The organism is Streptococcus oralis (assembly GCF_004127215.1).
Lineage (GTDB): Bacteria > Bacillota > Bacilli > Lactobacillales > Streptococcaceae > Streptococcus > Streptococcus oralis_BD.
Window position 1 is genome coordinate 61,378 of the sequence record NZ_QEWJ01000004.1, and the last position, 24,398, is coordinate 85,775.

Consider the following 24,398-nt stretch of genomic DNA (forward strand, 5'->3'; position numbering starts at 1 on the left):
ACACCTGTAAACATTAAATAGTTTGACCTGTAGTTATAACTAGGCTACCAAAATGTACAAACGGGTACAGTTGTAAGCTGACCCATTTTAGGGCCGTCTTTGAGCGACAAAAATGTCGAAAAATCTTCAGTTCCTGTATAACCGTCATTAGTTTTGTTTGCTACTCATTTTTGAGTCACAAATAAATGTTGTAATCTGATTAACTATAAATCATTGATATAACTGATATTTTCAACTATCCAACGTTTTTTACTACCCTTTTTAATGTACTTTAGCTCATTTTTGAGCTTTTTTGAGTTCCATTTTTGGAATGCAAAGCATGCACCTTTTAAGGGTGCAGCTGCACCCCGTGCATACTTTTTCAACCTGCTCAATTTTGAGCAACTTTAGCCTTTAAGCTACTGATTGAGTATCGCTTATCCTTGATTGTGAATGACTTGAAAAAGTTACCCTCTAGGCCAGTTCTGACACGGCTGGCTACTCGATCACTATACAAGCTAGCAATCTCTGAGCTACTTAGATTTGTAGTAATAATAGTCTTATCTCGATTGCTGAGAATATCAAAAATAAACTCTTCTTCCCAGACTGATTTACCTTTACTACTAGCGTTGTCCGATTTTATACCTAGATCATCAAGTACCAGGTAATCAGCCTCTTTTAGCATTCTTGAGTAATAGCCCTCTAGACTAGTAGGAGCGTTAAAGCTCTCTCGAACTCGTCTAAGGATTTCTGTTAGATTGACAAATAGCACGCTCTTAGGCTCTCCTTTGGCCTTGTAGCCCTCGTTTATAGCCTTAGCAATAGCTACGCTTAAATGACTCTTTCCAATCCCTGTAGAGCCTGTAAATAGGGTATTTCCTGTCATACCGTCCAGGTATTTATCTACCTGATCCCTAGCAAATGCTAATAGTTGCTTTTCCTCGGCTGTCTCAACTATGAAATTCTCAAAGCTAGCCTCTTTAAGCTCCCTAGGGATCGTACTGTCTCGCATAAGCACATTATAGGTTTTTAGGTAGGTCTCAGCATTCAAGCTATTATCTACTCCCTCCCTATCCTGCCTCTCTATTAGTTCCTTTGTGCATTCAGGACAAAACTCTTGTATACTTCGTTCCTTACTGCCCCTTTTAGGTGTTGATATTTGCCAATAATTGACCTTGTGAACCTCACATACCTTTTCACTAATTTTTCTGTTGTTATATTGCTCAAATTTATTTTCCATTGCTCACCCTCCTAAAATGGGTTTTCTTCTGTTCGTGTTTTTAGCCATTCCTCACGACTAATAGGTTCTGCTTGCTTAGGTGACTGTTTCAGTTTTTGACGTTGCTCCTCATGCTGCTTAACTTGCTCTACTGTTTTAAGTCCTAGACCCTGCCAATTTGAAAGAATTGACCTGGTATATCTAATTGACTTACCAGCGTTTAGGATAGTTACCTCAAGAGCATGGATAACTAACTCTTTGCCATGGATCTCTAACAAGTCTCTCACTTCTTCTATCATTGTCCCATTGACTGACATTTGACCAAAAGCTGACTTTAATTTTTCAAAGATTGGATTTTCATGCTCGTCCTCGTCATTCTGACTTGACCTAGATTGACTTAGATTATCTTGACTTGACTTATATTGACTTATATTGGGTAAACCAGTGGTTTCCGTTTGGTTGTCCATTGGTAAACCAGTATATTTCTCAGGTGGCTTTTCTAGTAAATGCTTATAGATACTAGGACTGTATCTGTCTTTTCTAACAGTATTCTGCTCATGAAAATCCACAATAAAATAAACCATTTCATCATTAAGCGGCCTGATAAATTCCTTGACTATCAAAAGTCCTAGGCTATCCTCACTAACCCCTATCATTCTAACAACAGGGAAAGCCTCTACTACTCCATCATCATCTGAGTTTTGAATTAAATGAAAATATAGAGCCTGTGCCTCTAATGGTAGCCGCAAAAATCTCTGAGTTTGGGTTACTGTCTTACTTATCATTCTACGATTTCCCATTTTTCTTCCGTTGCACCTCCTTGTTAATTCCCCTGATGATGTCATAATAAGAGTGACCAGGAGGAATGACATAGCCCTCTGTTTCAAATTCCACCCATTGCTCCACACCGTCCACAATTACCTTGCGTAGATTTGTGATGGTAGGCGTCCATTGTTCTTTTTTCTTTGTCATTATTCTCCCTAATCTACTGCAAGAAAATTGTATATATCGGTCTTGCGGTAATAAATCTTCTTACTGTTCTCAAAAGGCGACTGATAAGGCTTTAAGCCGTGTTTTTCCCAATTATTCAACGTTGTTCCGCTGATCCCTAACTTTTCTAGTAGATCAGCTCTAGCAATTAAGTCCCAGCCGTCATTATGCTGCTTTTCAAGCTCAAGCCTTTTCTCTAAGTGATCTCCCACTTTCTCCAGTAGCTCAAGCTCTGCCTCTCTTGATAATAGTTGCATATTGCACCCCTTTTCTAATTGTTCCGCTTGCCTGCTAGTTGAATATAACACCCATAGCAAGGGTTTAATTCCTCTCTTGGGGTTTCTATCATCTGTTTGCTTTCTCGCTCCATTTGGGAGCTTTTTTGGCGGTCTCGATGGTTCAAATAAAGTAGCAAGCCAATCAGTACCATCATGAAGATAACCGCCTGTGTATTGGTTAAATCTAGCTCGTTCATTTTAGTAGCCCTCTTTTTTGCAGATCAGCAACTACTAAACTACGTAAGTACATCCAAGTTGACGTAGTTACATGATTGATCCCATTACTTAAACCATTTTCTTTTATTACTTGATCTAAGAAATTGAATAGCAACCAGTCAGGAGCTTTTCCATGTTTTTCTGTACATTCCTCGTCATATCTTTTTAATTCTCCAAGCAAATTCTCAACATTCCTATTAAAGAAATCCTCATGACTTACCTCTTGCTTTTTATATGCCTCAGATAATTTGTAAAACTGAGTCCATAGCTGACTAATAGTTGATTTACAATCTTCAGCAATCTCTGTCGCTCCATCATGATTTTTAGCTATATGCCACTCTGATAGAATATCTAGTTTTTCCTCAACAAGTTGTAACCCTTTTTCAAATTCTTCAAAGTATGTGTTCATGTTTTTTCCTCGATCATATTTTATTTTCTATAGTTGCTCTACTCTAGGACTTTCTCCCAAATTTGGGAAAGGTTCCACCAGCTTTTTAATGTCTTTCTTGCAATTGCTCACTGCCTCACGCTCTCGGTCGCCAATATCTGAAAGCGTGAGAAAGTACCAGTTTAAAGAGTTAGCGCTCTCTCGTTGGGACACAAATCACTATTTTGTGATATAATTAAATAAATACTTAACTAAATCCCATACTTGCTATTTGTGGTTTTAGTTGTTTAAGTGAAAAGCCTTGCTAGTTTGCCGACTGTTTAGGCTTTTTTTGTTGCTCAGATTTCTTTTTGTGAAAGGTAGCAAGAAATCTTATAAATCTTCTACTAGCCAGTTCATGACTGCCTCATAGATACGCTTTGGAGCGTCATAGTCTCCATTTTCAACTTTGGTATAGGTTTGTGGTTTAATACCTAATTCCTCAGCTACAGCCTTTTTAGTCTGCTGAGCTTTAGCACGTTTAACACGTACCTTTTCAGCTAATTCCGTTGAAATAAACATACCAGCCCTCCTTTCTAAACAGACTTTTTTGTCTGTTTTCAAGTTTATAATGCAGACTTTTTTGTCCTTTGTCAAGTATTTTATTTTAAAAAACAGACTTTTTTGTCTTTTTTCTCCTTTTGTGTTATAATCGTTTTTGAAAGGTAGCAACAAAATGACAAAAAATAAACTTAAGGAGCTTAGAAAAAAAGCAGGCTTGTCTCAACTAGACATAGCAAATGAGCTTAATATATCTGTAAAGACTGTCTCACGTTGGGAAAATTTAGAAACAGATATTAAGCCGAATAAAGCAGAAGAGTTAGCAAAATTGTTAGGGGTAACTGTTCCTGTACTACTTGGTTATGGATATCAAGAACCTATTAAATACCTCGCTTGGATGGGCAATATACCAAAATTGAGAAAAGAAAAAGGTATAACTCAAGAAACACTCTCTAAAGAGACTTCTATCCCTTTAGAGCTTATAAAAGAGTGGGAGAATAATAACGGTAGCTACACACCAGAACAGTTAGAAATCTTAGAAAAATACTTCGAAGTCTCTACCCCAGAGATAATAGGATATTCCATTGCTCACTCAGAGCTAAGAAACGTGATAAATGAGCTTTCTGAGGATAGTAAACAAAAACTATTAACTTACGCTAAAGATCTAAAAGCCTTGGAGGATTTCAATAAGGCAAACAACACCTAAAACAAACGAAAATAGGCCTATTCTCGTAACTCTCAGCGCCATATAAAAACAATATTCATAAATACTTAACTAAATCCCATACTTGCTTACTGATGTTAGAAAGGTATGACTATGAATATTACAGAATACAAAAAGAAAAACGGTGCTACAGTGTACCGTGCAAGTGTTTATTTAGGCGTTGATAAGCTTACAGGGAAAAAGGCCAGGACAACAGTCACGGCCAACACTAAAAAAGGGGTTAGAATCAAAGCCAGGGAGGCCGTCAATGCTTTTGCAGCTAACGGATATAGCGTAAAGGAAAAACCAACCATTACAACCTATAGGGAGTTAGTCGCTTTATGGTGGGAGAGTTACAAGAATACAATCAAACCTAACTCCCAGCAATCCATGGAGGGGATCGTAAGGCTTCATATTTTGCCTGTATTCGGCGATTACAAGCTAGACAAGCTCACTACTCCTATCATTCAGCAGCAAGTCAATAAGTGGGCTGACAAGGCCAATAAGGGCGAAAAAGGAGCGTATGCAAACTATAGCTTTCTAAACAATATAAACCGCCGTATTCTCCAGTATGGAGTAACTATGCAAGTGATCCAGCATAACCCTGCTAGGGATGTCATTATTCCACGCAAGCAACAAAATAAAGAGCATAAAGTAAAATTTTTCAGCAACCAGAAACTAAAACAATTTTTAGGCTACTTGGATAACCTAGACTTGTCTAACTATGAAAATTTCTTTGACTACGTGCTTTATAAGACATTGCTTGCTAGTGGTTGCCGTATAGGTGAGGCTTTAGCTCTTGAGTGGTCTGATATTGACCTCAAGAAAGGTATTATTAGTATTTCTAAGACTTTGAATAGATACCAGGAAACAAACACGCCTAAATCTAAGGCAGGTCTAAGAGAAATTGACATTGACAAGGCTACAGTTTCCCTACTCAAGGAGTATAAAAAGCGCCAACAGATCCAGGCATGGCAACTAGGACGGTCTGAGAGTATTGTCTTTACTCCTTTTACCACAAAATACGCCTACGCTTGCTTGCTAAGAAAGAGACTGCAAGGCCACTTTAAAGCTGCTAGCGTTCCTGATATTAGTTTCCATGGTTTCCGACATACTCACGCTACAATCATGCTATACGCTGGCATAGAGGCGAAAGATCTACAGTATAGGCTAGGCCACTCTAATATCTCAATGACCTTGAATACTTATGTCCATGCTACCAAAGAGGGGGCCAAAAAAGCCGTCTCAATCTTTGAGGCAGCTATCAGCAATCTATAAATAATAAGGGTGTCCCATTTTTGGGCTACCCTATTACTATACCTAAAATTAGTTATGGGTAACTAAAAGGGTAGTAAAATCAAAAAAAGCACTCTAGGATAGAGGCCTAAAGTGCTTCGTTTCAAGGCTTTACAGCCTATCTTATTTAATAAAATATTACAACATTTTGTTGTAGAATTCAACGACAAGTGCTTCGTTGATTTCTGGGTTGATTTCGTCGCGTTCTGGCAAGCGAGTCAATGAGCCTTCCAATTTTTCAGCGTCGAATGATACAAATGCTGGACGTCCAAGAGTAGCTTCTACTGCTTCAAGGATTGCTGGAACTTTCAATGATTTCTCACGAACTGAGATCACTTGACCTGGAGTTACGCGGTATGATGGGATATCAACGCGTTTTCCGTCAACAAGGATATGACCGTGGTTTACGAATTGACGAGCTTGACGACGAGTAGTCGCAAGACCAAGACGGTAAACAACGTTATCCAAACGACGTTCCAAAAGAAGCATGAAGTTGAAACCAAGGATTCCGCCTTTGATTTTTGTAGCTTGTACGAACAAGTTACGGAATTGTTTTTCACCTACACCGTAAGTGAAACGAAGTTTTTGTTTTTCAGCCAATTGCAAACCGTATTCTGACAATTTAGAACGGTTGTTTGGTCCGTGTTGTCCTGGTACGTAGTTACGACGTGCCAATTCTTTACCTGTACCTGTAAGTGAAAGGCCAAGGCGACGAGCTTGTTTCCAAGATGGTCCTGTATAACGTGACATATGTATGTCCTCCTGATATAAATAATATTTCGGTGGAAATAGTCACTTAGAGAGCCCTGATTCGTGCAGATGCCCTTCGCCCAAACAGCCAAGGTTACTTGTCATAAGACACCTGTTGACGAGCTTCATGCTTTCCTGCTGCTATTTCACACAAAGGCTATTGTACCATGAAAAGCTAGATTTGTAAAGGGATTTTACAGCTTTATTTCAAATTGAGAGAGAATGTAAACTTGCTACCTAAGCCATACTGACTTTCTGCTGTGATGTCGCCACCAAGCTGATGGGCTAGTTCTCGTGCAATCGCAAGACCTAAGCCATGACCACCTGTTTTCATATTGCGTGAAGTTTCTACACGGTAAAGTCGTTTAAAGATCTTTTCCAAATCCTCAGGATGAATCCCCTGACCCTCGTCTTTCACACTGATTGTCAGCTCTTGTTCTGTTAATTGGGCAAGAACCTCGATTCTGGTTCCTGGTTCTGAATATTTAAAGGCATTGTTTAACAAATTGACCAGAATGCGAGAAAGTTTGTCATGATGGCTCTTGACTTTCGCTGACTCAGGTGATACTTGAATGTAAACATCTCGCTCCTCTTGTTCAATCTGGAGTTGAAATTCACTCATTGACTCAATCAGCAACTGATCTAAAAAGACCTCTTCGACTTCTTCATCAGTAGTAACTTGAGGTTGGGTGTTGAGAGTCAAAACATCCAACTCCTCCACCAGCTTGTTTAAACGCTCGGTTTGTCGACCAATCGTGGTTAAGTAGTGGAGTCGCTCCTCTTCTTTGATCACCCCATCTAGAATTCCCTCCACGGTAACCTGAATGGAGGTAATGGGAGTTTTAATATCGTGAGAGAGCTGCGCAATCATCATTCTTTTTTCTTGCTCACTCTCATTAAGTGATTGAAAGATAGCCTGCAAATTGTGGGACATATCATTAAAAGCCTGGCCCAGCTCTTGAAATTCTAATGGTCCTTTGGTTTCAATTTCTGTGCTGAAATCCTTGCTAGCTATATCCTGAGCTTGTTTTTTCAAGTGTTTCAGAGAAGAAAAAACAGGTGACAGAAGAAAAATGCTCACTGCAGCGCCGATGAAACTAGCAATCAAGGTCATTCCAACGAGAAAGTAAACTTCACTTTTCTCAATCAACATTCGTTGGACTGCCCAGAAAACGACCAAAATCGTTAGTAGAGTCGACACTAGATACCCCACTAAAATATAGTTTTTTAATTTCATTTTCTACCTCTTGGTCTTTCCATCTTATAGCCCAAACCCCAGACAGTTTTGATAGCAGGAGCATTTGAATTTGTATACTTGGTCAACTCTTGCCTCAAAGCATGGATATGAACATTGAGTGTATTGGTATCATCCACATAGTCCTCTTGCCATACCTTCTCGTAAAGTTCCGTCTTTGAAAAGACTCTCTCAGGATTACTGGCCAATATCCATAGAAGTTCAAAGGATTTCACTGTCAATTCCAAAGGTTGCTCCCCAATGCGAACCTCATGAGTCACATGGTTGATTACCAAGTCACCAAACTCGATCTGCTCTATCTCACCTCCACGGCTAAGGCGACGCAAGATATTATTTACTCTTAAAACCAATTCTCGTGGACTAAAGGGTTTGACTATAAAATCATCTGCCCCCAAACTCAAGCCATAAATCTTATCCTGTTCGCTTGTCTTAGCAGTTGTAAAGAGGAAGGGTTGATCCGGAGCGATATACTGAACTTCACTGATAAAATCATAACCGTCCATATTGGGCATCATGATATCTGTGATGATGAGGTCAATAGATTTTTTTCTGAAAAGCTCTAATCCCTCTTTACCATCATGGGCGACTAAAACATCGTATCCTGCCTGTAAAAGATAGCGGTTTTGAATATCTAGAATATCTAACTCATCATCAACCAGCAAAATTGTCTTTTTCATCTGACACTCCTTTGATAAAAACAGTGTTATACTTGCTTTAGTATAACACTATTTTCCCTAATGTTTAAATAATTTGAATCTTAATCTTCTCGTTTGGTTGTCAAACCTAAGAGTCCAATAAGGCCTGCCAAGGCTAGACCAAAGATACCAAGGCCAGCTGTAGCCGGTTGAGCTTCCCCAGTATTTGGTAGCATCGCTTTATCATCTTTTTTCATCATATTAGTCATTGGGCTAGAAGCCGGTTGATCGGTCTTCATGTCTGACATACGGTGATTTGTGCCCATCATACCCTCAGTTGTACCTGTAGAGCCTGTTTCAGAAGGTTTCGTATTCATCTGACCTTGTTGAGATGGTATTGTCGCCATTTCTTTTCCACGAAGCTGAATCGTTACTTGACGAGTAGCAATCAGATTGGTCAAATCAGGTTTGCCATCTTTAGAACCATACACTTTAACAGTAGCTTGGTAAGTGTGAGTGCCATTGGCACGAAGTTGATCTAGAAGGGCTTGTCCTTCTTTGCCTGTCGTGTTGCCATTCAAATCCACTTCGTAGAAATATTGGCCTTTAGCCAAGCCTTCAAGTGGCAATAGCGCTGGGTTATTCGCTGTTCCATTGTCAGACCATGGGGCTTTGTCTGAGGCCTTTAACAAGAGACGAGTCAACATACCATCTCCACCAAAAGCTTCGTATGGGATGACTTGGTTGACACCGGCCAAGAAAGGTCCAGGAACCTTAGCCTTATCAAGGTAGCTAGCTGGAACATCAATCATGTCTTTGACATTGTTAACAACAGACTCTTTAACCTGATTTGGTGTGGTCAAGCCGTTCAAATTAACAGTCAAATCTTTAGTCGCTACCAGATTAGTTAAGTCAGGCTTGCCGTCTTTTGCACCGTACACCTTGATGGTTGCCTTATAGCTTTGAGTGCCGTTTTGTTTTAAGAGGTCAAGCAAGTCCTTATCTGATTTTCCTTGAGTGCCTGCCAAGTCTACTTCATAGAAGTAGAGGCCTTTGCCCAATTTCTCTACTGGTGGGAGAGCAGGATTTCTAGCTGAACCATTATCTGACCATGGGGCCTTGTCTGAGGCCTTCAAGATAAGACGAGTCAACATACCGTCACCAGCGAAGAATTCGTATGGAATAACTTGATTGACACCAGCTGTAAATGGTCCTGGGAAATTGGCTTTATCCAAGTAAGTAGCTGGAACATCCACTGTGTCTTTGGTGTTGTCGGCCACGCCTTTTTGCACTTCAGCTGGTGTGGTCAAGCCGTTCAAATTAACAGTCAAATCTTTAGTCGCTACCAGATTAGTTAAGTCAGGCTTGCCGTCTTTTGCACCGTACACCTTGATGGTTGCCTTATAGCTTTGAGTGCCGTTTTGTTTTAAGAGGTCAAGCAAGTCCTTATCTGATTTTCCTTGAGTGCCTGCCAAGTCTACTTCATAGAAGTAGAGGCCTTTGCCCAATTTCTCTACTGGTGGGAGAGCAGGATTTCTAGCTGAACCATTATCTGACCATGGGGCCTTGTCTGAGGCCTTCAAGATAAGACGAGTCAACATACCGTCACCAGCGAAGAATTCGTATGGAATAACTTGATTGACACCAGCTGTAAATGGTCCTGGGAAATTGGCTTTATCCAAGTAAGTAGCTGGAACATCCACTGTGTCTTTGGTGTTGTCGGCCACGCCTTTTTGCACTTCAGCTGGAGTGGTCAAACCATTCAAATTAACATCCAAATCCTTAGTCGCTACCAGATTAGTTAAGTCTGCCTTGCCATCTTTCGCACCGTACACTTTGATGGTAGCCTTATAGCTTTGCGTACCGTTTTGTTTTAAGAGGTCAAGCAGCTCTTTACCTGATTTTCCTTGAGTACCTGCCAAGTCTACTTCATAGAAGTAGAGGCCTTTGCCCAATTTCTCTACTGGTGGGAGAGCTGGATTTTTAGCTGAACCGTTGTCTGACCATGGAGCCTTGTCTGATGCTTTCAAGATAAGACGAGTCAACATACCGTCACCAGCGAAGAATTCGTATGGAATGACTTGGTTGACACCAGCTGTGAATGGGCCTGGGAAATTAGCTTTGTCAAGGTAGCTAGCCGGAACATCTACTGTGTCTTTGGTGTTGTCAGCTACGCCTTTTTGCACTTCAGCTGGGGTAGTCAAACCGTTCAAGTTGACATCCAAATCTTTAGTCGCTACAAGATTGCTCAAGTCTGCCTTGCCGTCTTTCGCACCGTACACTTTGATGGTAGCCTTATAACTTTGAGTGCCGTTTTGTTTCAAGAGGTCAAGCAACTCTTTATCTGATTTTCCTTGAGTGCCTGCCAAGTCTACTTCATAGAAGTAGAGGCCTTTGCCCAATTTCTCTACCGGTGGGAGAGCGGAATTTTTAGCCGTTCCGTTGTCTGACCATGGAGCCTTGTCTGATGCCTTCAAAATCAGGCGAGTCAACATGCCGTCTCCACCAAAAGCTTCGTATGGAATGACTTGGTTAACACCAGCTGTAAATGGTCCTGGGAAATTGGCTTTGTCAAGGTAGCTAGCTGGGACATCTACTGTATCTTTGGTGTTATCGGCCACACCTTTTTGCACTTCAGCTGGAGCGGTTGCTGGCTGCGCTTCACTGGCTTCACGGTCTTGCACAGAAACTGTAGATGCAGGACTTTCCACAGGTTTAACTGCATCTTCTGTTTGTTTCTTAGAGTCAGGTTGGGCTTGCACTTCTTCTTTTAGTGCCACTACTGGCTCTTTGGCATCGGCATCCGCTTTTTCTGAAGAGTCTGTAGCATCCAAACTTGTTTTAGGTGTTGGAACAGACTGTTCTGAAGGAAGAGTTACATCGACTGCTTTTTTGAGAACATCTACTGGCAGGTCGCTTTTTCCACTCACGGAAGCAACGTCTGGCACGACTTGAGCAGGAGTTGGATTGACGACGTCAGCACGTGCAGAACTTGGTTGACCGATTAGGACAAAAAAGCCACTGGCTACAACAACTGAAGCAACACCGACACTGAGACGGCGAATAGACCAACGAGTATATCTCTGATTTGGATTGAATTTCATAGGATTCTCCTCAGAACTTTCTTTTTTTGATGACTCTAGTATAATCTCCTAAAATTAAAAAGGATTAAGAAAAAGTTAAAATTTTTCTTAAATCCCTCTTATAAAATACTTATATTGACTCGTTAATTATTGGGAAAGAGAGTAGTCCTTCCTTTCCTACTCACTCAGCTCTGCTAGAGTATCCAAATGTTGGTTATTAATGACTGCCATGATATAGCTATCTGCCTGCAAGAGATCATTGGGTCCGAATTGGACATCCAGAGGAGCATTTTCATAGGCACGAAAACCTAGTACGTTGAGGTTGTATCGCCCACGTAGATCTAACTGACTGAGGCTTTTACCTATCCATGATTGGGGGATTTTCATCTCGACAATCGATACATTCTTGTCCAACTGAAAGACGTCTACGCTGTTATGAAAGAGGATGGTCTGCGCCAATGAGCGCCCCATTTCAAACTCTGGTGAGATAACTGCGTCCGCGCCAATTTTTTCCAACACCTTTTTAGCTGTATGGCTTTTGACCTTGGCAATGACGGTCGGCACTCCTAGACTCTTGCAGTGCATAACCGCTAGAACACTGGACTCCAAATTTTCACCCGTTGCGACAACTACGGTATCGCAGGTGTCAATCCCCGCTGATAGAAGGAGTTCTTCATCCGTGATATCTCCAACTACTCCACGCGCCAGCACAGGCTCAAATTGATTAATGCGTTCCTCGTGGTCATCAATAGCGATGATATTCATGTCATGCTTGGCTAGGGCAGCCAAAACACTGCTCCCAAAAATTCCCAAGCCTAAAATTCCAATTGTCCGATCTGACATCATTCTTCCTTTCTTATCCGATAGTGATATCTGCTTTCATATAGTGAATCGTATCTTTCTTGTCTGGCTGGTATTCCGCTACACTGACCAGTAGTGTCAAGGGACCAATACGGCCGATAAACATCAGCAACATAACGATACTGAGGGCTAACTTACCTAACTCCGGCGTTAAATTTGCCGTCACTCCAACTGTCGCAAGGGCTGAAATGGTCTCAAACATGAGGTAGATAAAACGCGGATTTCCCTCTGCTGTTATTCCTAGCAGGATCAAGCCCAGCAAGAAGGTCAGCAAGAAGATAATAAAGACACTGAAAGATTTTTGCACAGTTCGGGGTTCAATGGTCCTCCGAGCCACATTGGCATGAGGCAAGCCCAATAGTTCGCTACGGGCAAAGACCAATAAGACAAAGAAGGTCGTAATCTTGAGCCCCCCTGCTGTCCCTCCAGGCGCCCCTCCTAGAAACATCTGTAGGATATAGATGAACAAGGTCACCGGTCGAGCCTGGGTGTAGTCAATTGAAGCAAAGCCAGCCGTTCTCATGCTGACGGTCTGGAAAAAGCTAACCAGCAGTTTCTCTGGAGCGCTGAGATTTCCAATCGTCCCAGGATTGTTCCACTCAATTAAGAGAGTCGATACCGTTCCAAAGAGCAAAATTCCCGCAGTTAAAAAGAGAACCAGCTTAGTATGGAAACGCAGACGGCGTTTTTTCTTTTTTCCAAACTGGGTCGCTAGATCAAACCAGACCATAAATCCTAGCCCACCCGTGATAATCAAACCTGCAATCACTAGATTGATCAAGGGATCCGTTTGAAAGGCTAGCAAACTCGTACTACCAAAATTATCAAATCCAGCATTGCAGAAGGCTGAAATAGCCAAAAAGATAGAGGTTAAAATCCCTCGCCCCCAGCCAAATTCAGGAATAAAGCGGAAACTCAAGAGAAAGGCACCAATCCCTTCCACCAGAAAAGTCGTCAGAAAGATCGAGCGGATAAAGTCCTTTAGAGACTGAGTTTCCCCATAGCTAAAACTTTCTTGAATGGTCTCACGACCACGAAGACTGAGCTTTTGCTTGCCTTGGATATAAAAGATTCCGATAAAGGTCATGAGCCCCAAACCACCAATCTGGATCAAGATCATGCAGATCAACTGGCCCCAGATATTGTAAGTAGAGGCCACCGGCTGGGTGAAGAGCCCTGTCACACAGACCATGGACACAGTCGTAAAGAGATGGTCAAAGTAGGTCGCTTGTGACGTTGCTGCTTGCACAAAGGGAAGGCTTAAAAGGAGTGAACCCAGGAGGATAACCAGAGCAAAACTTAAAAAGATGCGACGGGCTGGCGATAACCGTCCCAGTGTCGTCTTGATTTTTTCAAAAAATGATTTGAATAACATAACTACATTCTACCATAAAAACAGTAAGAGTACTCACATATGGTGCACAATGGCAAGACAGAGTTCAAGGGCCTTCTCGAAAGCTTCTGAGCCCCAGTCACGACTGTCGTAGTTATCCAGATCTGCTAAGGAATCTGCGGTAAAGAGCAACTCTCCCCAGACAACCCCACGAAGCTGGGCTACTGCCGCCAGAGCAGAGCACTCCATCTCCACAACAGCACAGCCTTCTTCCTTGCGATAGGCAACCTTTTCAGCCGTCTCTCGATAAAAACCATCTGTCGTCCAGGTCATGACCTCCTCGTAAGGAATGCCTCTTTGTTCCAAGACTTGCTCGATGGCAGAGATCGCCTCAATCTGCATCTCCATATAACGAGAAGGCGCTACATAGTGGTAACTCGTCCCCTCATCTCGCAGAGCGCGAACAGGGACGAGAAAGGCATTTTCCTCTATATCGGCTAGGACGCCACAGGTTCCAGTGGAAATGATTTGCTTCACACCATAGCCAATCAACCAATCCATAAACTGGGCCGATGGGGCAGAACCAACAGGCGCCTGGGCCAGACAAATCTCCTCACCCTTGTAGTTGATGACATATACTGGATACGTTTTGGTGGCAGAAACGAACTCACCGATACAGTCCGCCCCTACTTCCTGAGCATAGTGGTCAATCTCCTCCTCCAAAAATGCATAGATACACTTCTTTGGCAACTTTAAGTCTAACCCCTCATGTGTCGGCATAAGAACCGCTTGGGGGTTATCATCAAACTCTAAAATGGGAATCGCATGCTTCTGAATCATAGTCCACCTCCTGTAATTTTGTACTATTGTATCAAAAGCTGACGGAGTGTCAAGGAGTTGTCTTTACATTTCCTCTAGTAAGAACACAAAACTCTCCCTTCTCTCTCGAGAAAGGAGAATTTTGCTTATCCTTGTCCGCCAGGGGCTGGACCGTCACCTTGAGGAACTCCATTCGGTCCACCGCCTCCAGGCATAGAATTGACGATTTCCGTTTGTTTTTCACCATTGAGGTAGATGTCTCCACCTGTGTAGGTCGCTGTTCCATCAAAGTCAAAACCTGTTTGCCCAGTCATTTTAATGGTTCCGCCAGTGACTGTCACGTTCCCATTTGAGTCGATTGGGTCTGTGTCCCCTTGACCGACTTCTACTGTCAGGTTCCCACCGTTCATGGTGAAGAAGATTTCACTCTGTTGGGCGTTTTTATTAGCTGCGTTGACTCCATCATCTGTCGAATAGATGGTAATGTCCCCACCGTTGATAGTGATGGATTTCCCTTCAAGTCCTTCGGTGGAATTTTTGACGGTGTAGGTCCCACTATCGATAACGAGGTCTCCAGAAGCGTGGATGCCATCATCCCCTGCTGTAACGGTGATCTTGTTATTAGATAGGTACATGGTTCCGACTGAAGTATCTTCATCATTGTCCACCTTGACTCCGTCTTCTTTGGCATCGATGGTCATGGTCGTACCAGTGATGTTGAGTTCATCATTGACATTAAAGGCATCGCCAACTGCTGTGATGTTATAGGTTCCACCCGTGATGTGGAGGGTGCCATTAGCCTTGATCCCATTGTTTTTCTTACCATCTACATTGAGAGTTCCTTTACCGTTGATGGTCAAATCCACCTTAGAAAATAAGGCTGCATCAGCTTTTTCGTCACTGTTCGAGCTTGAGTCAGAGAGACTGTTGGTGGTTTCTTCTGCCAGAGTCAGGTAGACATGGCCAGCCGATGTCGCAGATATCGCTGCATTGGTGTTAGTCATGGTCGCACCTTTTAAGACTAGGTGAATATCTGCCGACTCATCTGCCTCGACCTTAATCTGAACTCCGTCAGACTGACCTGAAATCACATAGATTCCAGATTTTGTGATGGTCACTGTTGAACTAGATACTGTTGCCCCATCTCCAGAGACGTTTGCAGATGAGCCAGATAGCTCAATCTTAGAAGCTGTGCTTTCATCATAAGAAGTATCATAGTCCTTTTCTGTAAAATAGGAAGTTTGATTTGTCTTTGTTGAAGTTGTCGTTGCATTGGTATTAGATGTAGTTGTTGACTGGGCACATGCTGCCATCAGCACCATTGCCGTTAGACTCGTTGCAAGTAGGGTCCATTTTTTTGATTTCATACCTTTTTCCTCTCCTTCGTATGATATAGCTAGACAGTCTACAGAAGATTCCTGAAACGAAACTAAAACTTTTCTGAAAGTTTCCTTAAATTTAGTTTCGATTAGTATTCTTTTGAAAGGGCTACTAGAAACAATTTGAGAGTACTAAAATGCATTTAATAGTTTTTAAAACCAACATCCCCAGTGCCATGTCTCCTTGACCAAGAAAGCCAAAAAGAAGAAAAATTTATAAGACTAATGCTCATAAAAAGAACAGCCCAGCTGTTCTTTTTAATTTTCTTTTACAGAGATTTCCTTGATAACACGCGCAGGATTGCCACCTAAAACAACATTGTCTCTGAAGGACTTGGTAATCACGGCCCCTGCTCCTGCCACTACGTTATTGCCCAGTGTCACTCCAGGAAGGACAATGACGCCACCTCCAGCCCAGAAATTGTCACCGATGGTGATGGGCTTGCCGTATTCGACCCCTGAATTACGTTCCTTCGGATCTAGTGGATGGAGTGGGGTTAAAAACTGACAGTTGGGGCCAATCATGGCATTGTTACCGATGCGAATCGGACAAACATCCAGCATGGTCAAGTTCCAATTAGAATAAAAATTTTCCCCTAGATGGATATTAATTCCATAATCAACCACCAGTCGTGGATTGACATAGAGATTTTTCCCAGTTGAACCAAAACAACTTTTGATAATCTCCGCCCCTTTCAAGGGATCTAGCTCCTGGTTGAAATCCGCCTGCTTCTGGCGTGCAGTCTGAGCCAAGGCCCGCAACTCAGAATCAAACGGATGATAGGGTTCTCCCGCTATCATTTTCTGGTATTCACTGGTCATCTTTATACCTCACACTTACTTTGACGCCATCATATCAAAAAGACTTTGAAAGGTCAAGAATAGCTTGCTTTCCAGTCTCTCAAAACAAATCCCCATCCCAACTCAAAACAACTTGCTTGACAAAAGCTTTACTTCATGGTTTAATATACCCCATAAGGGTATATTTGGAGGTGCCTATGTTTCACTTATTATTTACAAAAATTGACAGTATTTCTACCAGCGAGTTAGAAGCTAAACTCAGAGAACCGATTCAGCTACTGGATGTTCGGACACCTACAGAATTCCGCAGAGGTCATATCAAAAATGCCAAGAATGTCCCTCTAACCGAAATCGGATCTTACACACCTGAGACAAAAGAAACACTTTATGTCATTTGTCATTCTGGAGTGCGAAGCAAACTAGCTGCGAAGAAGCTAAAGAAAAAAGGCTACGATGTCATCAACGTCCGAGGGGGCATGAGTGCTTGGACAGGCAAGGTCATCTAGATTTATAAAGGAGAAAATCAATGAAAATCATTATTGTCGGAGGAGTGGCAGGCGGTATGTCTGCAGCAACCCGTCTCAGGCGTCTCATGGAAGATGCTGAAATCACTATTTTTGAGAAAGGTCCCTTTGTTTCCTTTGCAAACTGCGGACTTCCTTACTATGTTTCAGGAGAAATTGCAAACCGTGATAGTTTATTGGTTCAAACTCCTGAAAGTCTCAAGGCACGCTTTAATCTTGATGTTCGTCCTTTCCATGAGGTCATCCAGATTTCGCCAGCAGAGCACACTGTGACCGTACGCCATGATGGACAGGAATTCACAGAAAGCTATGACAAGTTGATCCTCTCCCCAGGAGCTAAACCATTTGTTCCTACCATTGAAGGCTTGGCAGAAGCTAAGAACGCCTACACGCTCCGCAATGTTCCCGATCTTGATGAAATTATGGCAGCCTTGGACAATCATCCAAAAGAAGCTGTCGTTATCGGTGCAGGCTTTATCGGTCTTGAAATGGCTGAAAACCTGGCAAAACGTGGATTGCAAGTTACCATCGTTGAGAAAGCGCCCCATGTCTTGCCGCCATTAGATCACGAAATGGCAGCCTTTATCCAAGCAGAATTGGTTAAAAACGGCGTTCGTGTTATCACTTCTCAGTCTGCTACTCGATTTGAAGATCAAGGAAAAATCATCATTCTCGAAAACGGTCAAAAGATCACTTCTGACCTCACCATCCTTTCTGTAGGTGTTGAACCTGAAAACAGACTGGCTCAGGCAGCTGGGATTGAACTGGGACTTCGTGGCGGTATCCTCGTCAACGAAAACTACGAAACCAGTCAAAAAGATATTTTTGCAGTTGGAGATGCCATCGTCGTCAAGCAAGAGATTACTGGCCAAGATGCCCTCATCTCTCTAGCTTCTCCTGCCAATCGTCAAGGACGACAAGTAGCGGACGTCATCGCAGGACTCGGTCGTACCAACAAGGGCAGTATCGGTACTGCCATCGTTCGTGCCTTTGATATGACAGCTGCTTCGACTGGTCTCAGCGAACGTATCCTTGTCATGAATCAACTTCCTTACAAGGCCCTTCATGTCAGTGGGAAAGACCACGCTGGTTATTATCCAGGCGCTACTGATATGACCTTGAAGCTCCTCTTTGACCCGACCACTGGAAAAATCTACGGTGCCCAAGGAGTTGGGAAGAAAGGCGTTGACAAGCGAATCGATATCCTGGCAACTGCTATCAAGGGAAATCTCACCGTCTTTGACTTACCAGAATTGGAGTTCACCTATGCGCCACCATTTGGCTCTGCCAAGGATCCCGTCAATATGCTGGGCTACGCAGCCTTGAACCTTATCGAAGGTCTCAGCGATAATGTTCAATGGTACCAGCTCGAAGACGAACTAGCTTCTGGAAAGAAATTCCTAGATGTGCGGACAAGTGGCGAATTTCAGAGTGGTCGACTCAAAGTCGACACTATCCACATTCCCCTAAACGAACTTCGTGAACGCTTGGATGAACTGGACAAGAACCAAGCCTACATCGTTAGCTGCCACAGTGGTTTGCGTAGCTATATCGCAGAGCGTATCCTCAAACAAACAGGATTTACCGTTCAAAACCTTGACGGCGCTTATTCACTATACAAAATGGCTAACCCAGAAGGAGTAGAATATGGTAACTAATATCAGCATGGCTGACTTTTATGAAAAATATCAAAATGAAAAACTAGATCTTATCGATGTACGTGAAGTACATGAGTTTCAAGCAGGACATGCGCCAGGTGCAAAAAATCTTCCGTTAAGCACCTTGGAGCAAGGCTACAAAGAACTCAAACCTGACCAGGAATACCATGTCATTTGTCAAGGTGGAGTGCGTTCTGCCTCTGCCTGTCAATTTCTCAGCGCCCAAGGCCTTACCGTTACCAATGTAGAAGGTGGTATGAACCACTGGCCAGGTGAGGTAGAATAAGTCAAAGTTACTTAAAATCAGTCTCAGCAATCAGTCCGCATCCAAATCCTCACATAGGATTAGAATGCGGGCTTTTTGTATTGACCACGTTAGTGCCGTTATCAATACAATTCCCCCTCTGGATAGCTGACCTTCACTCTCCCACAAGGATACAAGCAAGAAAAACCCAAACAATTTCTACAAATCTCTGTCAAAAAGGTTGCACTATTTTGACTATTTTGCTATATTAAGAACATAAACAATAATAAACAACTTATTTTTTGTAAGTTTTTTTTAAAATAAAAATGTATACGCTTACAAGAAAGAAGAGGGAGATTCCTATGGACAAAAGATTTTGGGAGAAATCCTGTCGCTACAGCATCCGCAAACTGACAGTTGGGACTGCTTCTGTTTTGTTGGGAGCTGTTTTTCTAGCCAGCCACACTGTCTCCGCTGATAGTATTGAGGTCAAACAAACTGAACAGACCTCCGTCGAAACTAGCACTAAGCCTGATAGCGAACCCAGAGCAGTTGAAGCTACTGAGACTACAGAGCCACCTCTAGCTGAGAATCCAGTTTCCAAAAGCAAAGCAACCGGGGAGACTCAGACAACAAATCGTCAAGCTAGTGAAGAAGCCATTGTAGAAGCTAAAGAAAATAAGGAGAATAAAAATACCGAGCTGCCAGTGAAAAAGCAAGAAAACTATCAACTCAACTATGATCAGCCAACAGCCCCTTCCTATGATGGATGGGAAAAACAAGCCCTTCCAGTCGGAAATGGCGAGATGGGAGCCAAGGTCTTTGGTCTGATTGGCGAAGAGAGAATTCAGTATAACGAAAAGACCCTCTGGTCAGGAGGTCCCCAACCTGATAGCACCGATTATAACGGAGGGAACTACAAGGATCGCTATAAGGTCTTGGCAGAGATTCGTAAAGCTCTCGAAGATGGAGACCGCCAAAAAGCCAAACAACTAGCTGAACAAAATCTAGTTGGACCAAACAACGCCCAGTATGGTCGTTACCTAGCCTTTGGGGATATCTTCATGGTCTTTAATAACCAGAAGAAAGGGCTTGATACTGTAACAGACTATCACCGCGGTTTGGACATCACAGAAGCCACTACGACCACTTCTTATACCCAAGATGGGACGACCTTCAAACGCGAAACCTTCTCCAGCTATCCTGATGATGTCACCGTGACCCACTTAACCAAAAAAGGAAACAAGACGCTTGACTTTACCCTTTGGAATAGCTTGACAGAGGACTTACTTGCTAATGGCAACTACTCTTGGGAATATTCCAACTATAAGAACGGTCATGTCACTACAGATGAAAATGGAATCCTTCTAAAAGGGACTGTCAAAGATAACGGCCTCAAATTTGCATCCTATCTAGGAATTAAAACGGACGGAAAAGTCACTGTTCAGAATGAGACTCTAACCGTTACAGGTGCAAGCTATGCGACCCTCTATCTCAGCGCCAAAACTAACTTTGCTCAAAATCCAAAAACCAATTATCGAAAAGACATTGACCTCGAAAAAACGGTTAAAGGCATTGTAGAAGCCGCTAAGGCCAAAGACTACGAGACACTTAAAAAGGACCACATCAAGGATTATCAAAGTCTCTTTAATCGCGTTAAACTAAACCTAGGTGGAAGCAAGACTGCTCAAACGACAAAAGAGGCCCTTCAAGGATATAACCCTAGCAAAGGGCAAAAACTGGAAGAACTCTTCTTCCAATACGGACGTTATCTATTGATTAGTTCGTCTCGTGATCGGACAGATGCCCTTCCTGCCAACCTACAAGGAGTCTGGAATGCTGTAGACAATCCACCTTGGAACGCTGACTACCACCTCAATGTCAATTTGCAAATGAACTATTGGCCAGCCTACATGAGCAACCTGGCTGAAACAGCCAAGCCAATGATTAATTACATTGACGACATGCGTTACTATGGCCGTATCGCTGCCAAGGAATACGCTGGTATCGAGTCAAAAGACGGACAGGAAAATGGATGGCTGGTCCACACTCAAGCAACACCATTTGGCTGGACTACTCCTGGTTGGAATTATTATTGGGGTTGGTCGCCAGCTGCTAATGCCTGGATGATGCAGAACGTCTATGACTACTATAAATTCACCAAGGATGAGACTTATCTCAAAGAAAAGATTTATCCTATGCTCAAGGAAACTGCCAAGTTCTGGAACTCCTTCTTGCACTATGACAAGGCCAGTGACCGTTGGGTGTCTTCTCCATCCTACTCACCAGAACACGGTACCATTACCATCGGAAACACCTTTGACCAGTCGCTAGTCTGGCAGCTATTCCATGACTACATGGAAGTCGCCAACCATCTGAAAGTCGACCAAGACTTAGTCACAGAGGTCAAGGCTAAATTTGACAAACTAAAACCCCTTCACATCAACAAAGAAGGACGGATCAAGGAATGGTACGAGGAAGACAGTCCACAATTCACCAACGAAGGGATTGAAAATAACCACCGCCACGTTTCCCATCTGGTAGGTCTCTTCCCAGGTACACTCTTTAGCAAGGATCAGGCTGAATACTTAGAGGCTGCGCGTGCAACCCTTAATCACCGTGGAGATGGCGGGACTGGTTGGTCTAAAGCCAATAAAATCAACCTCTGGGCTCGTCTCTTAGACGGTAACCGTGCCCATCGCTTACTCGCTGAACAGCTCAAGTATTCAACCCTAGAAAATCTTTGGGATACCCACGCACCATTCCAAATCGATGGAAACTTTGGGGCAACTAGTGGGATGGCAGAAATGCTCCTGCAATCTCATACTGGCTATATTGCGCCATTGCCAGCCCTTCCAGATGCTTGGAAAGACGGTCAGGTTTCTGGCTTGATTGCCCGTGGTAACTTCGAAGTCAGCATGAAGTGGAAAGATAAAAATCTTCAAAGCTTGTCCTTCCTTTCAAATGTCGGTGGAGACTTGGTTGTAGACTATCCAAATATCGAAGCCAGCCAAATCAAGGTCAATGGCAAAGCTGTCAAGGCAACTGTCCTCAAAGATGGCCGCATCCAACTGGCAACACAAAAAGGCGATGTCATTACCTTTGAACATTTCCTTGGTCGCGTAACCAGTCTGACAGCAGTTCGACAAAATGGAGTCACTGCCGAACTCACCTTCAACCAAGTAGAAGGCGCTACCCACTATGTCATCCAAAGACAAGTGAAAGACGAATCTGGCCAAACCTCTGCAACTAGAGAATTTATAACCAATCAAACTAACTTTGTCGACCGATCACTAGATCCTCAACTCGCCTATACCTATACTGTAAAGGCTATGCTGGGCGAAGTTTCCACACAAGTATCTGAACAGGTCACTGTAGAAACTCCTGGTGAATTGATGGACGACCGAGATAACCGTATCCAATACGGTGCTGCCTTTGGAAACTGGGCCGACTCAGAATTATTTGGAGGAACAGAAAAATTTGCTGACCTTTCAAAAGGTGACTACACAGACGAAGATATCACTGCTACCATTCCTTTCAATGGTGTTGGTATCGAAATCTATGGACTAAAATCGTCCGAACTAGGCCTTGCTACTGCTAAAATTGACGGCAAAGAAGTTGGAGAGCTTGATTTTCATACTGCTGGGGCAACTGAAAAAGGCAGTCTCATCGGTCGCTTCACAGGATTGTCAGACGGACCTCATACATTGACTCTTAGCGTTAAACGTGAGCACAAAGGACGTGGAAGTGAACGCTCGAAAATTTCATTAGATTACTTCAAGATCCTATCAGGAGCAGGCAACACGATTGAGAAAATGGATGATCGCGACACTCGTATCCAGTATGGTTCCCAGTTTAAGGACTGGTCTGACCCTGAACTCTACGGAGGTACGGAAAAATACGCTGACATCAACAACAGCGACTCTAGTGCAGCTTCAGAAGCTCAGGCAACTATTTCCTTTACTGGTACAGGTATTCGTATCTATGGTTTGAAGAGCCTTGCCCTTGGACGAGCGCGTGTTACACTAGATGGCAAAGAAATGCCAAGTCTAGACTTCTACACTTCAGGTGCTACTGAAAAGAGAGCCTTTATTGGCGAATTTACAAACCTTGCTGACGGTCCGCACACCCTAACATTACGTGTTGACCCAGATTCACCAGAAGGTCGCAAGAAAATTTCTCTAGACTCCTTTGATATCATCAAAGCCCCTGCTGTTGGTATAGATAGCCCTAGTATCGCTCCTCTTAAAGAAAATGACAAAGAAATTTCCTTAACCCTACCATCTGGAGATTGGGAAGCCATCGCTGTGACCTTCCCAGGTGTCAAAGATCCTCTAGTCTTGCGCAAAGTGGACGAAACGCATCTGGTTACAAGTGGGGATCAGACCGTGCTATCAATCCAGGACAATCAAGTTCAAATCCCAATCCCTGACGGTACTGATCGACAAACCGGAAAAGCGATTGCAGCTTATGCCATTCAAGGAACTACCACAAGCAGTCCTGTCGTAGCCGTCTTTACTAAAAAGGATGAGAAAAAGGTTGACGAGAAACAACCAACTACAAGTAAGGGGGACGAACCAGCTCCTACTGTAGAAATTCCTGAATACACCAATCCTATCGGAACCGCAGGGCAAGAGGAAGCTCCAATAGTAGAAAAACCTGAGTACACTGACCCTATCGGAACGGCGGGTCAAGAGGAAGCTCCTACTGTTGAGAAACCTGAATACACCAACCCTATCGGAACCGCAGGGCAAGAGGAAGCTCCAATAGTAGAAAAACCTGAATACACCAACCCTATCGGAACTAGTGGAGATCAGGCTGCTCCAACCCTCACTCGACCTGAGTATCAGTTGCGCACCTTGAAAGATAAAAAGACGGGGGTCGAAATCATCGGTGGAGCTACTGACTTGGAAGACGTTGCCCACTTAGCAAGCCGACGAGTGCTAGCCCAAGAACTCTTTGGTAAGACATACGATGCATATGATTTCCAGCTCAAAAATAAGGAAAATCACAATGTCCAACTACAGAACCAAGTCTTAGTTCGCTTACCAGTTTCAGGAGAAGTGCAAGGAGTCTACTACCTCACTCCGACTAGAGAGTTAGAACCACAGGACTTTACTATCCGAGATGGCATGCTTGAATTTTTGACCAATAACGTTAGTACTTATGCAGTTGTCTACAACACTACAAGCTCACCAACTGTTGAGGTTGTAAACCCACATGAAAAACCAACTACAACAGAGACAGAGGCAGAGGCACTGGTACACACAACTGATAGTGGTCATCAAGAAAAACTCCCTGCAACTGGGGAAGAAAGAAATCCACTCCTCTTCTTAGCTGGTCTCAGTTTGGTCTTAACAGCTACTTTCTTAGTAAAAACTAAAAAGGAGTAAAATAAACATCATCCAAATCACCTAAAGATAAGAAGAAATCACATTGTCCTGCCC

The 24,398-nt window shown here is 43.0% G+C and carries 22 protein-coding genes; 6 read left to right on the forward strand and 16 right to left on the reverse strand.

From position 1 onward, the window contains the following. Positions 1-370: 370 nt before the first annotated feature. The 7 genes from DF216_RS04510 to DF216_RS04540 form a co-directional block, all read right to left on the reverse strand. The gene (locus DF216_RS04510) at positions 371-1,219 is read right to left on the reverse strand and encodes a DnaA ATPase domain-containing protein (RefSeq protein ID WP_129326104.1); all 849 of its coding nucleotides are present in this window, start codon (positions 1,217-1,219) and stop codon (positions 371-373) included. An 11-nt stretch (positions 1,220-1,230) separates the two neighbouring features. Beyond that, entirely contained in the window at positions 1,231-1,998 is a 768-nt protein-coding gene (locus DF216_RS04515) for a DnaD domain-containing protein (protein WP_129326105.1), read from the reverse strand. Beyond that, entirely contained in the window at positions 1,985-2,170 is a 186-nt protein-coding gene (locus tag DF216_RS04520; protein WP_129326106.1) for a BOW99_gp33 family protein, read from the reverse strand. Before DF216_RS04520 ends, DF216_RS04515 begins: the two co-directional genes overlap by 14 nt. A gap of 8 nt (positions 2,171-2,178) precedes the next feature. Then, on the reverse strand, positions 2,179-2,445 hold the full coding sequence (locus DF216_RS04525) for a hypothetical protein (protein WP_061865008.1): 267 nt from the start codon (positions 2,443-2,445) through the stop codon (positions 2,179-2,181). Positions 2,446-2,459: 14 nt separating this feature from the next. Then, the gene (locus DF216_RS10935) at positions 2,460-2,663 is read right to left on the reverse strand and encodes a hypothetical protein (RefSeq protein WP_061865009.1); all 204 of its coding nucleotides are present in this window, start codon (positions 2,661-2,663) and stop codon (positions 2,460-2,462) included. Continuing rightward, on the reverse strand, positions 2,660-3,091 hold the full coding sequence (locus DF216_RS04535) for a hypothetical protein (protein ID WP_129326107.1): 432 nt from the start codon (positions 3,089-3,091) through the stop codon (positions 2,660-2,662). The genes DF216_RS10935 and DF216_RS04535 overlap by 4 nt, the downstream gene beginning before the upstream one ends. A gap of 351 nt (positions 3,092-3,442) precedes the next feature. Next, positions 3,443-3,631 (reverse strand): helix-turn-helix domain-containing protein, encoded by a 189-nt coding sequence (locus DF216_RS04540; protein ID WP_061865011.1) that lies wholly within the window; start codon positions 3,629-3,631, stop codon positions 3,443-3,445. A gap of 154 nt (positions 3,632-3,785) precedes the next feature. On the opposite strand from DF216_RS04540, the gene DF216_RS04545 reads away from it, so the two are divergent. Beyond that, positions 3,786-4,316: a helix-turn-helix transcriptional regulator gene (locus DF216_RS04545; protein ID WP_061865012.1), complete on the forward strand. Its 531-nt coding sequence runs from the start codon at positions 3,786-3,788 to the stop codon at positions 4,314-4,316. A 111-nt stretch (positions 4,317-4,427) separates the two neighbouring features. Continuing rightward, the gene (locus tag DF216_RS04550) at positions 4,428-5,591 is read left to right on the forward strand and encodes a tyrosine-type recombinase/integrase (RefSeq protein ID WP_129326108.1); all 1,164 of its coding nucleotides are present in this window, start codon (positions 4,428-4,430) and stop codon (positions 5,589-5,591) included. Between the two features lie 156 nt (positions 5,592-5,747). Here the strand turns inward: DF216_RS04550 and rpsD are convergent, their stop codons facing one another. From rpsD to DF216_RS04595, 9 genes are all read right to left on the reverse strand, one after another. Continuing rightward, positions 5,748-6,359 carry a 30S ribosomal protein S4 gene (rpsD, locus tag DF216_RS04555; protein ID WP_000092756.1) on the reverse strand — a complete coding sequence of 204 codons (612 nt, stop codon included), beginning with the start codon at positions 6,357-6,359 and terminating at the stop codon, positions 5,748-5,750. 202 nt (positions 6,360-6,561) lie between these two features. Next, on the reverse strand, positions 6,562-7,596 hold the full coding sequence (locus tag DF216_RS04560; RefSeq protein ID WP_129326109.1) for a sensor histidine kinase: 1,035 nt from the start codon (positions 7,594-7,596) through the stop codon (positions 6,562-6,564). Next, positions 7,593-8,291, reverse strand: a complete 699-nt coding sequence (locus DF216_RS04565) for a response regulator transcription factor (protein WP_129326110.1) — start codon at positions 8,289-8,291, stop codon at positions 7,593-7,595. Before DF216_RS04565 ends, DF216_RS04560 begins: the two co-directional genes overlap by 4 nt. A gap of 80 nt (positions 8,292-8,371) precedes the next feature. Then, entirely contained in the window at positions 8,372-11,353 is a 2,982-nt protein-coding gene (locus tag DF216_RS04570; protein WP_129326111.1) for an SSURE domain-containing protein, read from the reverse strand. Positions 11,354-11,509: 156 nt separating this feature from the next. Beyond that, entirely contained in the window at positions 11,510-12,175 is a 666-nt protein-coding gene (locus tag DF216_RS04575) for a potassium channel family protein (RefSeq protein WP_129326112.1), read from the reverse strand. Positions 12,176-12,188: 13 nt separating this feature from the next. Further along, on the reverse strand, positions 12,189-13,568 hold the full coding sequence (locus tag DF216_RS04580) for a TrkH family potassium uptake protein (RefSeq protein WP_129326113.1): 1,380 nt from the start codon (positions 13,566-13,568) through the stop codon (positions 12,189-12,191). Positions 13,569-13,601: 33 nt separating this feature from the next. Next, a complete protein-coding gene (locus tag DF216_RS04585; protein ID WP_129326114.1) occupies positions 13,602-14,366 on the reverse strand; it encodes a nucleoside phosphorylase in 765 nt (254 codons plus the stop codon). A gap of 125 nt (positions 14,367-14,491) precedes the next feature. Then, positions 14,492-15,712 carry a carbohydrate-binding domain-containing protein gene (locus tag DF216_RS04590; RefSeq protein WP_129326115.1) on the reverse strand — a complete coding sequence of 407 codons (1,221 nt, stop codon included), beginning with the start codon at positions 15,710-15,712 and terminating at the stop codon, positions 14,492-14,494. A gap of 270 nt (positions 15,713-15,982) precedes the next feature. After that, positions 15,983-16,546 (reverse strand): sugar O-acetyltransferase, encoded by a 564-nt coding sequence (locus DF216_RS04595; protein WP_129326116.1) that lies wholly within the window; start codon positions 16,544-16,546, stop codon positions 15,983-15,985. 176 nt (positions 16,547-16,722) lie between these two features. Between DF216_RS04595 and DF216_RS04600 the strand changes: the two genes are divergently transcribed. The 4 genes from DF216_RS04600 to DF216_RS04615 all read left to right on the forward strand — a co-directional run bounded on the left by DF216_RS04600 (position 16,723) and on the right by DF216_RS04615 (position 24,344). Then, positions 16,723-17,031 carry a rhodanese-like domain-containing protein gene (locus DF216_RS04600; protein ID WP_084972096.1) on the forward strand — a complete coding sequence of 103 codons (309 nt, stop codon included), beginning with the start codon at positions 16,723-16,725 and terminating at the stop codon, positions 17,029-17,031. A 20-nt stretch (positions 17,032-17,051) separates the two neighbouring features. Next, complete coding sequence (locus DF216_RS04605) at positions 17,052-18,707, forward strand: FAD-dependent oxidoreductase (RefSeq protein WP_129326117.1); 1,656 nt, start codon at positions 17,052-17,054, stop codon at positions 18,705-18,707. After that, positions 18,697-18,993, forward strand: coding sequence for a rhodanese-like domain-containing protein (locus tag DF216_RS04610; RefSeq protein ID WP_000258399.1), 297 nt, complete (start codon positions 18,697-18,699; stop codon positions 18,991-18,993). The genes DF216_RS04605 and DF216_RS04610 overlap by 11 nt, the downstream gene beginning before the upstream one ends. A 320-nt stretch (positions 18,994-19,313) precedes the next feature. Next, positions 19,314-24,344, forward strand: a complete 5,031-nt coding sequence (locus DF216_RS04615) for an SIALI-17 repeat-containing surface protein (protein WP_129326118.1) — start codon at positions 19,314-19,316, stop codon at positions 24,342-24,344. Positions 24,345-24,398 lie beyond the last annotated feature (54 nt).